The sequence below is a fragment of the Mycobacterium sp. MMS18-G62 genome (genome assembly GCF_053877835.1).
Genome location: NZ_CM132662.1, coordinates 2,958,103 through 2,972,010 on the forward strand (window position 1 = coordinate 2,958,103; position 13,908 = coordinate 2,972,010).

14 protein-coding genes are annotated in these 13,908 nt (G+C 65.4%); 10 read left to right on the top strand and 4 right to left on the bottom strand.

What is annotated here, in order from left to right; translation table 11 throughout:
* Positions 1–22 precede the first annotated feature (22 nt).
* Complete coding sequence (locus ACWW36_RS14745; protein WP_456142244.1) at positions 23–1,345, top strand: xylulokinase; 1,323 nt, start codon at positions 23–25, stop codon at positions 1,343–1,345.
* Here ACWW36_RS14745 and ACWW36_RS14750 read toward each other — a convergent pair.
* The 4 genes from ACWW36_RS14750 to ACWW36_RS14765 are packed head-to-tail and all read right to left on the bottom strand — an operon-like array spanning position 1,342 to position 5,011.
* The gene (locus ACWW36_RS14750) at positions 1,342–2,241 is read right to left on the bottom strand and encodes a class I SAM-dependent methyltransferase (protein ID WP_456142245.1); all 900 of its coding nucleotides are present in this window, start codon (positions 2,239–2,241) and stop codon (positions 1,342–1,344) included. The genes ACWW36_RS14745 and ACWW36_RS14750 overlap by 4 nt on opposite strands.
* An 8-nt stretch (positions 2,242–2,249) precedes the next feature.
* Complete coding sequence (locus ACWW36_RS14755; RefSeq protein ID WP_456142246.1) at positions 2,250–3,170, bottom strand: class I SAM-dependent methyltransferase; 921 nt, start codon at positions 3,168–3,170, stop codon at positions 2,250–2,252.
* A gap of 6 nt (positions 3,171–3,176) precedes the next feature.
* Positions 3,177–4,079, bottom strand: a complete 903-nt coding sequence (locus ACWW36_RS14760) for a class I SAM-dependent methyltransferase (RefSeq protein ID WP_456142247.1) — start codon at positions 4,077–4,079, stop codon at positions 3,177–3,179.
* Positions 4,076–5,011, bottom strand: a complete 936-nt coding sequence (locus ACWW36_RS14765) for a class I SAM-dependent methyltransferase (RefSeq protein WP_456142248.1) — start codon at positions 5,009–5,011, stop codon at positions 4,076–4,078. The genes ACWW36_RS14760 and ACWW36_RS14765 overlap by 4 nt, the downstream gene beginning before the upstream one ends.
* Before the next feature lie 276 nt (positions 5,012–5,287).
* On the opposite strand from ACWW36_RS14765, the gene secY reads away from it, so the two are divergent.
* From secY to ACWW36_RS14810, 9 genes are all read left to right on the top strand, one after another.
* Positions 5,288–6,625: a preprotein translocase subunit SecY gene (secY, locus tag ACWW36_RS14770; RefSeq protein WP_456142249.1), complete on the top strand. Its 1,338-nt coding sequence runs from the start codon at positions 5,288–5,290 to the stop codon at positions 6,623–6,625.
* Positions 6,622–7,170 (top strand): adenylate kinase, encoded by a 549-nt coding sequence (locus ACWW36_RS14775; RefSeq protein ID WP_456142250.1) that lies wholly within the window; start codon positions 6,622–6,624, stop codon positions 7,168–7,170. Before secY ends, ACWW36_RS14775 begins: the two co-directional genes overlap by 4 nt.
* 3 nt (positions 7,171–7,173) lie before the next feature.
* The gene (gene map, locus ACWW36_RS14780; protein ID WP_456142251.1) at positions 7,174–7,971 is read left to right on the top strand and encodes a type I methionyl aminopeptidase; all 798 of its coding nucleotides are present in this window, start codon (positions 7,174–7,176) and stop codon (positions 7,969–7,971) included.
* 97 nt (positions 7,972–8,068) lie between these two features.
* Entirely contained in the window at positions 8,069–8,584 is a 516-nt protein-coding gene (locus tag ACWW36_RS14785; RefSeq protein WP_456142252.1) for a sigma-70 family RNA polymerase sigma factor, read from the top strand.
* The gene (locus tag ACWW36_RS14790; protein ID WP_456142253.1) at positions 8,581–9,318 is read left to right on the top strand and encodes an anti-sigma factor family protein; all 738 of its coding nucleotides are present in this window, start codon (positions 8,581–8,583) and stop codon (positions 9,316–9,318) included. The genes ACWW36_RS14785 and ACWW36_RS14790 overlap by 4 nt, the downstream gene beginning before the upstream one ends.
* Positions 9,319–9,389: 71 nt before the next feature.
* Entirely contained in the window at positions 9,390–11,123 is a 1,734-nt protein-coding gene (locus ACWW36_RS14795) for a thiamine pyrophosphate-binding protein (protein ID WP_456142254.1), read from the top strand.
* On the top strand, positions 11,104–11,769 hold the full coding sequence (locus ACWW36_RS14800; RefSeq protein ID WP_456142255.1) for an SRPBCC family protein: 666 nt from the start codon (positions 11,104–11,106) through the stop codon (positions 11,767–11,769). Before ACWW36_RS14795 ends, ACWW36_RS14800 begins: the two co-directional genes overlap by 20 nt.
* Before the next feature lie 7 nt (positions 11,770–11,776).
* Entirely contained in the window at positions 11,777–12,802 is a 1,026-nt protein-coding gene (locus ACWW36_RS14805; protein ID WP_456142256.1) for a 3-oxoacyl-ACP synthase III family protein, read from the top strand.
* Positions 12,799–13,833, top strand: a complete 1,035-nt coding sequence (locus ACWW36_RS14810; protein WP_456142257.1) for a pyridoxal phosphate-dependent aminotransferase — start codon at positions 12,799–12,801, stop codon at positions 13,831–13,833. Before ACWW36_RS14805 ends, ACWW36_RS14810 begins: the two co-directional genes overlap by 4 nt.
* The last annotated feature ends 75 nt before the right edge of the window (positions 13,834–13,908 follow it).

Here is a 13,908-nt window from a genome sequence, read left to right on the forward strand (position 1 = left end):
ATGCTGGCGTACGGTGGCGCGCGTGTCAGCCAAAGAGGTCACAATCGGCATCGACATCGGCACGACCGCCGTCAAAGCCGTGGCCGCCGACGAGGACGGCCACGTCTTGGCCAGGACACGAATTCCGCATCAGCTCCGCGTGCCGGCACCAGACCAACTCGAGCACGACGCCGACGAGGCGTGGCGGCGTGGCCCCTTGGCGGCGCTGCGCGAACTCGACCGGCCTGATGCCAAGGCCGTCGCGGTCACGGCGATGGTGCCGTCGCTGACCGCCGTCGACGACGAGGGCGCGCCGCTGACACCCGGCCTGCTCTACGGCGACGGCCGGGGAAGGGGAGCGGCGGGCGCCGACACCACGTTCCTCAGCGGCGAGACCGTCGAGTTTCTGCGCTGGACGGCCCGCGAGGCGCCCGATGCCAAGGGATACTGGCCCGCCGCGGCGGTGGCCAATCACGCGTTGGCGGGTGAAGCGGTCCTCGACACCGCGACCGCGAGCACGACCTATCCCTTGTACGACGGCAACGATTGGAGCGGGGACGTCTGCGCCGACTGCGGCGTCGTGTCCGACGGAATGCCCAGGGTCGAGGAGACCGGCACCGCGGTCGGCAGGCTGCACGGAAGCGATGCCGTGCTGGGCGCCGGTTCCGTCGATGCATTGTGCGAGCAGTTGGTCACCGACGCCAATCGCGACGGCGACGTGGTCGTGCTGTGCGGCACGACGTTGATCGTGTGGGTGACGATTCCCGAGTACCGCGACGTGCCGGGCCTGTGGACGCTGCCGCACACGACCGGGGGGAAGTTCCAGATCGGCGGCCCAAGCAACGCCGGCGGGCTCTTTCTCAATTGGGTCAACACCGTTGCGGCCGAAGGCAACTCGACAGTTGAGCCGGGGAGGGTGCCGGTGTGGTCGCCGTACATCCGCGGCGAGCGCACACCGCACTACGACCCGGATCGCCGGGCGGTGCTCGACGGGTTGAACCTCACCCACGACGGCGCATCCGTTCGGCGGGCCGCGTACGAAGCGTCGGGCTTCGTCATCCGCCAGCTCATCGAGCTGAGCGGGGCGCCCGCGTCGCGCGTCATCGCGACCGGGGGAGGTACCCGTGTCATGCCGTGGATGCAGGCGATCGCCGACGCGACCGTTCTGCCGGTGACGGTTTCGGGTGTGCCGGAGGGTGCGGCGCTGGGGGCCGCGTTCCTCGCCCGCACGGCGCTGGGTCTGGAAACGTCGATCCACGACGCCTCGCGATGGGCGTCAACCGAACGCGTCGTCGACCCCGATCCGGCGTGGGCGGGCCCGATGCAGGAGCGCTACGCGCGGTTCCTCGAGCTGGGCAAGCCTTAGCGTTTCACCGCGCTGACATAGCTCAGGTCGGCGAACATCCCGATGGTTTCCTGCTCAGGGAATTCAAAGCCGTTGGCCGCGTACGACTCCCGCATCGTCCGCGAGGTCACGTCCCAGCCGTGTGCGGTCAGATATTCGATGACGTGGCTACGTTCGCCGTGATAGATGAGGTCTTTCATCTCGATGTCGTGGCCGTATTTCTTGAGCCGGTCGGTGATGCGTTGCGACCGCTCATCGGAGAACATCTTGATGTCCGGGATGTGCTCGGTTGCGACGCGGCTCCCTGGCGCGCTGAGCTCGTTGATCCGGTCGAACAACAAGTCCTGCGCCTCGGGCGGCAGATAGATCAGCAAGCCCTCGGCGATCCACGCGGAGGGTGCAGAGGGGTCGAAACCGTTGTCCAGCAGTGCTTTCGGCCAGTCGTTGCGAAGATCGATCGCAAGAGTGCGCCGGTCGGCGTTGGGCTGCGCGCCGAGGCCGGACAGCGTCTTCGTCTTGAACTCGATGACCTCAGGCTGGTCGATCTCGTACACGGTCGTTCCTGCGGGCCAGTCCAATCGGTAGGCCCGCGCATCAAGACCGGAGGCAAGGATCACGGCCTGACGGATGCCCGCGGCCGCGGCGTCGGTGAACAACTTGTCGAACCAGCGGGTGCGCACGGTCATGCCCTCCGCTGCCCGCCGCAGGTTGAATTCCGGATCCACGTCGTCCAACTCGATCTCGCCGTCGAGCGCCCGGGTGAAGAAGTCCATGCCGACCGCGCGCACCAGCGGCTCGGCGAACGGATCGTCGATCAGACCCTCACGGTTGGCCAGCGCCCTCTGCGCGGCCACCATCGTGGCGGTCGCCCCCACGCTCGAAGCCAGGTCCCAGGTGTCGTTGTCGGTTCGGGCCATCGTGCTCCTTAGTGCAGTGTCGCAGCGATGTATCTGACGTCGGCCATCGCTGCTCCTTGTTCGTCGTCGGGCATCGTTAAACCGTTGGCGGCATACAGGTCTGGCACGCTGTCGGCGGTGACGTGCCAGCCGCCCGCCTCCAGATAGCGGATGAGGTGGCTGCGCTCGCCGTGATACACGAGTTCGTTCATATCGACGTTTACGCCGAGCCGGCGCCATCTTCTGCTTCGTTCCTTCGCCTGCTCGCCGGAGAAGATATCGGTGCTGGGCACGAACTCGGTGGCCAGTCTGCTACCCGGCGCGCTCAGCGACGTGATGTTGTCGAACAGGCGATCCTGCGCATCGGGCGGCAGATACACCAGCAGGCCCTCGGCGATCCACGCGGTCGGTGCTCCGGCGTCGAAACCGTTGGCACGCAGAGCGGCCGGCCAATCCTCGCGCAGGTCGATGCCGACGCTGCGAAGGTCGGCGGTCGGTTTGGCGCCGAGGTTGGTCAGCGTGCTGGTCTTGAACTCGATGACCTGCGGCTGATCCACTTCGAATACGACGGTGCCGGCCGGCCACGGCAAGCGATAAGCACGTGCGTCCAGCCCGGAGGCTAGGATCACCGCCTGGCGTATCCCGGAGTCCGTGGCTGCGGTGAAGAAGTCGTCGAAGTATCGGGTGCGTACTGCCATGCCGTCGGCCATCCGCTTGCGGTCGAACGCGGGATCGGCGTCTGCGAGTTCGGTCTCGCCGCTGAGCATCTTCGTGAAGATATCGGCGCCAACGGCTTTGACGAGCGGCTCGGCGAACGGATCGTTGATCAACGGGTTCGGACCTTGCGACGCCAGCGCCCGAGCCGCGGCTACTCCCGTCGCGGTGATGCCGACGCTGGAGGCCAGGTCCCAGGTGTCTCCCTCAAATCGGGCTGAGCCGGTGCGGTCCATATGATTTCACTTTCGAGTTGCGATGACAGCCAGTGAATTACGCAGCGCCGCAACATCTTCGGTATCGGGAAACTCCCGGCCGTAGCCTGCGAACACCTCGGGGCGGGTGCGGGCGGAGACCTCCCAGCCGTGCGCGGTCAGGTAGTCGACGACGGAATTGCGTTCGCCGGAATAGAAGAGCTTCGACAAGTCGACGTCGAACCCGTGTTCCCGCCATTGGCCGCCCAGCTTCTTCGTCCGTTCCGCGACGGCAGCACCGGAGTCCGGATGGTATTCCGTGGCCAGTTGGCTGCCCGGCGCGCTGAGGGCTGTGATGTTGTCGAACAGCCGGTCTTGCGCGTCGGGCGGCAGATACGGCAGTAACCCTTCGGCGCTCCACGCCGTCGGCTGGGTGTCGTCAAACCCGCTTTCGCGCAACGCGGCAGGCCAGTCTTCGCGCAGGTCGATGCTCACCGCGCGACGTTCTGCGGTCGGTGTTGCACCGATGGACGTCATGGTCGTGGTCTTGAACTCGATGACCTGTGGTTGGTCGATTTCATAGACGGTGGTGCCCGTGGCCCACGGCAAGCGGTACGGCCGCGCATCCAGTCCACTGGCCAAAATCACGGCCTGTCGGATGCCCGCCTTCCCGGCGTCGACGAAGAAGTCGTCGAAGAAGCGTGTGCGGACCGCGATCACGTTGCCCATGAGGCGAGGCCCGTCGCCTTCGAGGGTCGTCAGCGGTATGTCCCCGTCGACCAGCTGGGTGAAGAAGTCGACGCCGACGGCCCGCACCAGATCCGCCGCGAAAGGATCGTCGATCAACGGCTCGGGATCGCGGCTGGCAAGAGCCCGCGCCGCGGCGACCATCGTGGCCGTCGCGCCGACGCTCGACGCCAAGTCCCAGCTGTCGGCGTCGGTCCGGCTCATCGCGGAGTTCCCTTCAGCACCCCGCTGACATAAACGAGCTCGCCGAAATTGCCCTCGTCGTCGACTGCCAGAGGGGGCAGGCCGTTGGCGGCGAACAGTTCGGTGACGGTTTTGCGGCTGAGTTGCCAGCCGTGGTCGGCCAGATAGGAGGCGGCCTCATTGCGATCGCCGAGGTACACCAGGTTGGCGAAGTCCAGATCGAAGCCGTGGTCGCGCCATCGCTCGGAAGCGGACTGCATGCGCTCGATCGCCCTCTCGTGATCGGCCGGGTCGATGTTGGGCACGCTTTCGACGGCCACCCGGCTACCCGGCGCGCTGAGGTCGGTGATGGTGTCCAGCAGCCGGTCCTGCGCATCCGGCGGCAGGTAGCCAAGCAGGCCTTCGGCACTCCACGCCGTGGGCTGATTCGGGTCGAAGCCCTCTTCGATCAGGGCCGACGGCCAGTCGTAGCGCAGATCCATCGCGACGGTGCGGCGCCTCGCGGTCGGTTCGGCGCCCAGTTCGGCCAGCGTCCTGCTCTTGAACTCGATCACGTCGGGCTGATCGATCTCGTAGACGGTGGTCTCGGCGGGCCAGGCCAGCCGGTATGCCCGCGAATCCAGCCCCGACGCCAGGATGACCGCCTGGCGGATGCCGTCGTTCGTCGCGTCGAGGAAGAACTCGTCGAAGAACTTCGTCCGCACGGCCATGTTGTCGGTCATCCGCTGCATGCCGACCGACTCGCTGTCGCTGTCGAGGTCCTCGGGGCGCAGCTCGCCGGTCACAAGGCGGGTGAAGAAGTCGACGCCGACCGCACGCACCAGCGGCTCGGCGAATGGATCGTCGATCAGCGGGTGCTCGGCCTTGGCGGCCATTGCCCTGGCCGCCGCGACCATGGTGGCCGTCGCTCCCACACTCGATGCCAAGTCCCATGTGTCGTTCTCGGTGCGCATTCCCTGACCCCTAATACCAGTAGTACAAGTCATTACTTAGGTGATGTAACGAGCTGCCGCCGACTGTACGCTCCGAATCTGAATGCTGACTCGGCCCTAATCGCTGGAACGGATTCGGGCCTGATCACACTCAACTGTTACTCTCGTAGACTGTTTGACGCATGACTCCGCAGGCTGCGCGCCTGACGGCGGTCCGCGCAGGACTTAACCAAGACGCTGGCGAAACCAGCCCCATTCGCACGCCGCGACCGACAGGTCGGCTGCGCAGGAGGAAGAGTGCTTTCGGCTTTCATCTCATCGCTGCGGACGGTCGACCTGAGGCGAAAGATCCTGTTCACCCTGGGCATCGTCATCCTCTACCGGGTCGGCGCCTCGATCCCGTCGCCGGGTGTCAACTACCCGAACGTGCAGAAGTGCATCGAACAGGTCAGCGGCGGCGCCTCGGCGCAGATCTACTCGCTGATCAACTTGTTCTCCGGCGGTGCGCTGCTGCACTTGTCGGTGTTCGCTCTCGGCGTGATGCCCTACATCACCGCGAGCATCATCGTGCAGCTGCTCGGTGTGGTGATCCCTCGGTTCGAGGAGCTCCGCAAGGAAGGGCAAGCGGGTCAAGCCAAACTCACGCAGTACACCCGCTACCTGGCGGTCGCGCTGAGCATTCTGCAGGCCACCAGCTTCGTCGCGCTGGCGGCCAACGGCGGCCTGCTGCAGGGCTGCGACCTCGACATCATCCAGGGCCAGAGTCAGGGCCTGGACATCTTCAGGCTGGTCGTCATCGTGCTGGTCATGACGGCCGGCGGTGCGCTGGTGATGTGGATGGGCGAGCTGGTCACCGAGCGTGGCGTCGGCAACGGCATGTCGCTGCTGATCTTCGCCAGCATCGCCTCCCGCATCCCGAGCGAGGGCAAGACCATCCTGGACTCCCGCGGTGGCGTCACATTCACCCTGGTGTGTCTGGCCGCGCTGCTGATCATCATCGGCGTGGTGTTCGTCGAGCAGGGCCAGCGCCGCATCCCGGTGCAGTACGCCAAGCGGATGGTCGGCCGGCGCATGTACGGTGGCACGTCGACGTATCTACCGCTCAAGGTCAACCAGGCCGGCGTCATCCCGGTGATCTTCGCGTCGTCGCTGATCTACATCCCGCAGCTGATCACCCAGCTCATCCGAAGCGGTAAGCAGGGCACCGGCACCAACTGGTGGGACCGGTTCGTCGCCAACTATCTGTCGAACCCTGCGGCCCCGGCCTACATCGCCATCTACTTCGCGCTGATCATCTTCTTCACGTACTTCTACGTGTCGATCACCTTCAACCCGGACGAACGAGCCGACGAGATGAAGAAGTTCGGCGGCTTCATCCCCGGCATCCGCCCGGGCAAACCCACCGCGGACTATCTGCGATACGTGCTCAGCCGAATCACCTTGCCGGGCTCCATCTACCTGGGTGTGATCGCCGTGCTGCCGAACCTGTTCCTGCAGATCGGCAACACCGGCGCCGTCCAGAACTTGCCGTTCGGCGGAACTGCGGTTCTGATCATGATTGGTGTCGGGTTGGATACCGTCAAACAGATCGAGAGCCAGCTGATGCAACGCAACTACGAAGGGTTCCTGAAGTGAGAGTCGTTCTACTCGGACCGCCTGGCGCGGGCAAAGGCACGCAGGCGCAAAAGCTGTCCGAGAAGCTCGGCATCCCGCAGATCTCCACCGGCGACCTCTTCCGCAAGAACATCAGCGAAAACACCCCGCTTGGAGCGGAGGCCAAGCGCTACCTCGACGCCGGCGACCTGGTGCCTTCGGAGTTGACCAACAAGCTGGTCGAGGACCGGATCGAGCAGCCCGACGCCGCCGACGGCTTCATCCTGGACGGCTACCCGCGCTCGGTGGAGCAGGCTAGGGCGTTCGACGAGATGCTCAAGAACCACAACACCAAGCTCGACGCCGTGCTGGAGTTTCAGGTCTCCGAGGAGGAGCTGTTCGAGCGGCTGAAGGGGCGTGGCCGCGCCGACGACACCGAAGAGGTCATCCACAACCGGATGCAGGTGTATCGCGACGAGACCGAACCGCTGCTCGAGTACTACAGCCACAACAACCTGCAGGCCGTGGACGCGGTCGGAACCCTCGACGAAGTGTTCGGGCGGGCCCTGCGGGCGCTCGGCAAGTAATCGATGATCGGCCTTCCGGGGCTGCGTAACCGCAAAGTCGTTGCGCAGCGCACCGCCGGTGAACTCGACGCGATGGCGGCCGCTGGGTCGTTGGTCGCTTCGGCACTGCTGGCCGTTCGTCAGGCCGCGGCTCCGGGGGTTTCCACACTGGCCCTCGATGAGATCGCCGAATCGGTGATCCGCGACGGCGGTGGTGTTCCGTCGTTTCTGGGATATCACGGCTATCCGGCCAGCATCTGCTCGTCGGTGAATGATCGTGTGGTGCATGGAATTCCGTCGGCGTCCGAAACATTGGCACCAGGGGATCTGGTGTCGATCGACTGTGGGGCGATCCTCGACGGCTGGCACGGCGATTCGGCGGTCACGTTCGGGGTCGGTGCGCTTATCCCCGTCGACGAAATGTTGTCCCATGCGACCCGGGAATCCATGGAGGCCGGCATCGCCGCCATGATCCCCGGCAACCGGCTCACCGACGTCTCGCACGCGATCGAGACGGGAACGCGCGCCGCGGAAGCGCGCTACGACCGCAAGTTCGGCATCGTCGCCGGTTACGGCGGCCATGGCATCGGCCGTCAGATGCACCTGGATCCGTTCCTGCCCAACGAAGGAGCGCCTGGGCGGGGGCCATATCTGGCCGTCGGCTCGGTGCTGGCCATCGAACCCATGTTGACCCTTGGCACCACGAAGACCGTCGTCCTCGACGACGAATGGACGGTCGTCACCGCCGACGGGTCGCGTGCCGCGCATTGGGAGCACACCGTCGCGGTCACCGAGGACGGTCCACGCATTCTGACGGTTTAGTCCCAACTTCGGGAAAGCTCCAGCGTGTGACATGCGCGCCGCGCATAGTAATGAACCGGAATACCACCAACGTCGTATTTAAGACGGAGGTTGGTTAATGGGCGATCCAGAGGCCGCCATGATGCGGGTGCTTTACGACGAGCATGCCGCCGCTCTGTGGCGCTATGCGCTGCGGCTTACTGGTGACCAAGCGCGTGCGGAGGACGTGGTGCAAGAGACCCTGCTTCGGGCATGGCGCCACCCCGAGGTGACCGACGAAGTCGAGCGGTCCGCCCGGGCGTGGCTGTTCACCGTTGCGCGCAACCTCATCATCGACGAGCGTCGCAGCGCACGGTGGCGCAACGAGTCCGGCACACCCGACCTTGAACAGGTCGCCGACCGCGCCGCACCCGACGAAGTGGACTCGACCTTGGACCGGCTGCTGCTGAGCACCGCTTTGAGCCAGCTCTCCGAGGAGCACCGGGCGGTTGTCCGCCGGGCGTACTACCAGGGCTGGACGACCGCCCAGATCGCCAACGATCTTCAAATCGCCGAGGGAACGGTCAAATCGAGACTTCACTACGCCGTTCGGGCGTTGCGGCTCAATCTGCAGGAAATGGGGGTGACACGATGACACAATTCGGTTTTCCCCTAGGCGGTGATCTGGTGGACGGCGATCGATATCTGACCTGGGACGCGGCATATGTCCTCGGTTCGCTGTCGAGCAATGAACGCCGCGAGTACGAGGCCCACCTGGAGACGTGCAAGCGGTGCCGATCGGCGGTCGCCGAGCTCAGCGGCATCCCGGCGTTGCTTGCCAAGCTGGACCTCGAGGACGTGCGGGCGCTGGACGAGGAACCGGCGGAAACCCCGCCGCTGCGGCCCGAGGTGCTCGACTCGATCCTCGACAAGGTCCGGTGGCGCCGGCGTCGGTCACGCTGGCTGACGTCGGGCGCGGTCGGGCTGGCCGCCGCGCTGCTGGCGGTGGGTATCGTGATCGCAATCCGCCCGGAGGTCGTGGGCCTGGAGACCTACTCCCCGCAGGCCTCCGGCCAGCAGATCGAAATGACCAAGGTCGCCGAGACGCCGATCAACGCCACGATCACCCTGACGGGTTTCGGCTGGGGCACCCGCATCGACATGGCCTGCACCTACGGTGACTGGGGCCAGCGCGACGCCCCGCCGCAGAATCTCGGGATGGTCGTCGTGGGCCGCGACGGCAGCCACAACGAGGTTGCCACGTGGCTCGGAGTGTCAGGAGCTACTGCGCTGCCGAGCGCCAACACCACGATGCAGAAGGACGAAATCGCTGCGGTGCAACTGGTTTCGTCCGACGACGGCAAGGTGTTGCTCGAAAAGCATCTGTGATCCGCGCCACCAGGTGAACTCAACTCCTTTGCGAGTCGTGTCATCTGTGGGGGCTGGGAGGCAGGTGAGCAATGGGCAGCAGGCATCGGGTTGTCGACCATATCGTCGGACACCTCGCGGCGAGCGGTGTCGACTTCATCTTCGGAGTCGACGGAGCCAATATCGAGGATCTGTACGACGCCGCGTACTTCCGCGACGACATCACCGCGGTGCTGGCCAAGCATGAGTTCTCCGCCGCCACCATGGCCGACGGCTTCAGCCGCAGCGGCTGCGGGCTGGGCGTGGTCGCCGCGACATCGGGCGGCGGGTGCCTGAACACCGTTCCCGGTTTGGGTGAAGCGTTCGCCAGCCGGGTTCCAGTACTGGCGCTGATCGGTCAACCACCCACCGGGCTCGACGGCCGCGGCGCGTTCCAGGACACCAGCGGTCACAACGGCGCTTTGGACGCCGAAGCATTGTTCTCCGCGGTCTCGGTGTACTGCCGTCGGGTGTTGCGTCCGGCAGACATCCTATCGGCCCTTCCCGAGGCGATCGCGGCGGCCCGCACGGGCGGGCCCGCAGTTCTGTTGCTGCCCAAGGATATTCAGCAGGCCAGCCTCATAAACGGAGTCGGCGTCAACGGCGGAGCCGCCGGCGTCGAACACGTAGGGGCGCAATTGGGCGATCCCCACGCGATCGCGTCTGCATTGCGAGATGCCGACGGGCCGATCACCATCATCGCCGGCGAGCAGGTGGCTCGCGACGGTGCCCGCGCCGAACTCGAGCAGCTGCGCGCGATGCTGCGCGCGCGGGTCGCGACGGTCCCCGACGCCAAGGACGTCGCGGGAACACGCGGGATGGGGTCGTCGTCGGCGCTGGGCGTAACCGGTGTGATGGGACACCCGGGCGTTTCGGCGGCCGTGGCCGACAGCGCGCTGTGCCTGCTGGTCGGCACCCGGATGTCGGTGACGTCACGCACGGGGCTGGACGACGCGTTGGCCAAGGTGCCGCTGGTGTCGATTGGTTCCGCACCCCCGTACCTGCCGTGCATCCACGTGCACACTCAAGACCTACGGGGCTCGCTGACGATGCTGACTGCGGCGCTGTCCGGGAACGGGCGACCCACCCGCATGCGCGTTCCGGATGCCGTTGCTAGCACCGAGCTTCGACCGCCGCCGTTCGATGGGCCGGGGGTCCGGTACCGCGACGCGATGGCGGTGCTCGATGCTGCGCTGCCCGATGGTGTCGACATCGTCGTGGATGCGGGGAACATCGGCGCCTCGGCGATTCACTATCTACCGGTCCGGCGTGACGGGCGGTTCATCGTCGCGCTCGGCATGGGCGGCATGGGGTACAGCTTCGGAGCCGGCCTCGGGATGGCGTTCGGCCGTCGTCGCAGGACGGTGGTGATCGCCGGCGACGGGTCGTTCTTCATGCACGGCATGGAGATTCACACCGCGCTGCAGTACCGGCTTCCCGTCACATTCCTGTTGTTCGACAACCACGCCCATGCGATGTGTGTCACCCGCGAGCAGCTGTTCTACGACGACCGCTACAGCTACAACCGCTTCGGGCCAAGCCGATTGGGTGCCGGCCTGGCTGCGATGTTCCCCGAACTGCGGTCGGTCGAGGTCGACGAAATCGGCGACCTACGCGGAGCTTTGAAAGCCGCATTGGACACCGATGGACCGTCGGTCATCAGCGTCGAATGCTCAGCCGACGAAATCCCGCCGTTCGCAAACTTTCTCGGTAGTGCTCTTCCCGCCGCCGCGATTCAGCCTCAGTCCACAAAGGAGAACCATTCAGATGTCGTTGCCCGCGCTTGATGACATAACCGCCCACCGCGGCACGGTGGAACCGATGGAGGACCTCATCCGCATCGAGACGTCCCCTCGGGAGAAGGCCACGCCGGTCATCATGGAGATGATGCGGTCGGTATATCCGCATGACCAGGTGTTCGGTGAATTCTGCACCGTCAACGGCTATATCGACTGTCCGCCCGACGAGCTGTTCGACTACATGTCCGACACCCGGTGTCTGGAGGAGTGGACCTATAGCCTTCGCGGATTCACCCCGACCGAGGAACCTGGCCTGTGGCTCGCCTTCGACCGGTTGGGTTCGGAGACAAAGATATTCACCCGCACGGTCGCCAACCGCGAGGCAATGACGGTCGACTACCACTGCGCGTGGGATCAGGGCAAGCACCTCTGGATGATCTACCTGATACGGATCGTCGACGCGCAGGTCGTGCTCGACAAGCCGGGCTCGGTGGTGCTGTGGACCAATTGCCACCATCCGTTCTACGACCACAATCCATACCCGGAAACGGCTCCACCGCAGCGGCCGGTCTGGGTCGGCGATTTCTGGGACATGTTCGGCGCGGGTCACCTGCTCGAACTGAAGAACCTCAAGGCAATCGCCGAATACCGCCACCACAACGGCCTTGCCGTGACGCCGGCCTGGATGAGATGAGGATCCAATGAACAAGCCGAGACATGTCAGTCTTCTTGATCTCTCGACGTATCTGCCGGGGGAGCCGATCGGCGCCGACTACTACGCCCAGTTCGCCGACTCCGACGACCTTCGCGAGAACGTCATGTTCCGGGCTCCGAAATACCGGCATCATGTGGCGCACGACGAAACCGCCATCGACATGGTGGAGCGCGCGACCGCCGGCCTGATCGAACGGCACGGCCGGGACGTCATCGCGAACGTCGACGTGCTGATCACCCATACGCAAATGCCCGACATGCCGTTCTACGGCGGTGGTGGCGGAATGGCGCATAGGCTTGGGATGAAACCGAATTGGGTGCTCGATCTGCACAACGGCGGATGCGCGGCGTTCGTGCTGGGAATGCAGGTGGCTCAGAGCCTGCTGTCGTCTGGCGAGGGCAGCACGGCGCTGATCGCCATCGCGCAGAACGCCGCGGGCCAGGTCTTCGACCAGCCTCACATCAGGCGTAAGGCGCAGGCCTCGGTGCCTGGCGATGGCGCCGCGGTGGGGCTGGTGACGGTGAGCGACGAATCGCCGATTCTCGACATCGTGTGCCGCACCTACGGCGAATACGCCGGCGACATGACCATCGCCATCGATCCGCCCCGAAAATGGTGGCAGCCCGGACCCGGCGAGGGTTACATCGGCTTCACCGAAAGCAAGATCACCAAGGTGCTGGCCCGAGGCAACCGGCAGGTCCCCGAGGCGGCGTACGCCGTCTGCGATCGAATCGGCGTGAAGCCCAAGGATCTTGACCTTCTGGTCACCAACCAGCCAAACCGCGTGTTCCTGCGCAACTGGCGGGAAGCACTCGAACTGCCCGCAGAAAAGCACGTCGACACCTTTGACGAGTGCGGCAACCTGTTCGCCGCGGGCATCCCCGTCAACCTCGATCGCGCCATCTGTAACGGCAAGGTGAAGAAGGGCGACGTGGTGATGATGGCCGCGTTCGCACATGCCGGCGACTTCGCAGGAGCGGCCGCGGTCAAGTGGGGCGGTCGCACCGTATGACCACCCTGAAGAGTGAACTGACCGACGCCGTTGAAGCCCTGCCTTCCGCGTTGAATCCGTTGGCGTTGTCGCTCAACGAGAATCCGTTCCCGCCGCTGCCCGCCGTGCGTTCAGCGCTGATCTCCGCTATCGATGCCGCCAACCGTTATCCGGAGTTCCTGCCGGAGCGGCTGCGGTCCTTGATCGCGAGCCACGTCGGTGTGCGCGACGAGCAGCTGGTCGTCGGGACGGGCGCCACGGGGGTGATCCTGCAAGTGCTGCAGGCCGTGACGAGCCCAGGCGAGACGATGGTGATGACGTCACCGACGTTCGACGGGTATCCGGTCTTCGCGCACATGGCGCGCCTGAAGTCGCTCACGGTGCCACTGAACGTGCACGGCCATCACGACCTCGACGCCATGGCCGACGCGGCCGCTCACGCGCGTGTGGTCGTGCTCTGCCGACCGCACAACCCCACCGGCACCGTCGAGTCTGTGGCCGATTTCGAGTTGTTCCTGCAGCGTGTACCAACCGACACGGTCGTGCTGCTGGACGAGGCGTACGTCGAATTCTTGGCACCCGCGTACCGCATCGACGCGCCCAGCTTGGTCGACCGGTATCCCAATGTCGTTGTGGTGCGCACCTTCTCGAAGGCCTATGGGCTGGCCGGACTGCGTATCGGCTACGGCTTCTGCGCGGCTGAACTGGCCCGCCGATTGTGGGCCATGCAGCCGCCGTTCGGTATCGGCATCACCGGCATGGTGGCGGTGGCCGCCTCCTATGACGCCGAAAGCCAGCTGCGGCAACGGATTCGGATGCTCACATCAGAGCGGCGGTATATGCGGATGCGGCTGCGGGCGATGGGCGTGTACAGCACCGACGGTCATGCCAACTTCGTCTACCTGCCGCCGAGTGTGCGGCCGTGGCCTGACGTGTTCGACGGCAACGGATTGCGGGTGCGCCACTATGCCGACGGCGGTGTGCGGATCAGCATCGGCAGCCGTCAGTCCACCCGTGCCGTGCTGGCTGCGGTCGCAACGGCGTTGCGCTGAGGGGACTAGTAGTTCACCCGGAACCCCGCCGACAAGCCTGATCGTGTTTCCGTCCGGATCGGTGAGCGTCGACAG

Excerpts from the sequence above, each read along its gene's own strand:
- ACWW36_RS14800 (WP_456142255.1), top strand. The coding sequence starts at position 11,104 with ATGTCGTTGCCCGCGCTTGATGACATAACCGCCCACCGCGGCACGGTG.
- ACWW36_RS14795 (WP_456142254.1), top strand. The coding sequence starts at position 9,390 with ATGGGCAGCAGGCATCGGGTTGTCGACCATATCGTCGGACACCTCGCG.
- ACWW36_RS14760 (WP_456142247.1), bottom strand. The coding sequence starts at position 4,079 with ATGAGCCGGACCGACGCCGACAGCTGGGACTTGGCGTCGAGCGTCGGC.
- ACWW36_RS14810 (WP_456142257.1), top strand. The coding sequence starts at position 12,799 with ATGACCACCCTGAAGAGTGAACTGACCGACGCCGTTGAAGCCCTGCCT.
- ACWW36_RS14805 (WP_456142256.1), top strand. The coding sequence starts at position 11,777 with ATGAACAAGCCGAGACATGTCAGTCTTCTTGATCTCTCGACGTATCTG.
- ACWW36_RS14755 (WP_456142246.1), bottom strand. The coding sequence starts at position 3,170 with ATGGACCGCACCGGCTCAGCCCGATTTGAGGGAGACACCTGGGACCTG.
- ACWW36_RS14765 (WP_456142248.1), bottom strand. The coding sequence starts at position 5,011 with ATGCGCACCGAGAACGACACATGGGACTTGGCATCGAGTGTGGGAGCG.
- ACWW36_RS14790 (WP_456142253.1), top strand. The coding sequence starts at position 8,581 with ATGACACAATTCGGTTTTCCCCTAGGCGGTGATCTGGTGGACGGCGAT.
- ACWW36_RS14750 (WP_456142245.1), bottom strand. The coding sequence starts at position 2,241 with ATGGCCCGAACCGACAACGACACCTGGGACCTGGCTTCGAGCGTGGGG.
- map (WP_456142251.1), top strand. The coding sequence starts at position 7,174 with ATGATCGGCCTTCCGGGGCTGCGTAACCGCAAAGTCGTTGCGCAGCGC.
- ACWW36_RS14785 (WP_456142252.1), top strand. The coding sequence starts at position 8,069 with ATGGGCGATCCAGAGGCCGCCATGATGCGGGTGCTTTACGACGAGCAT.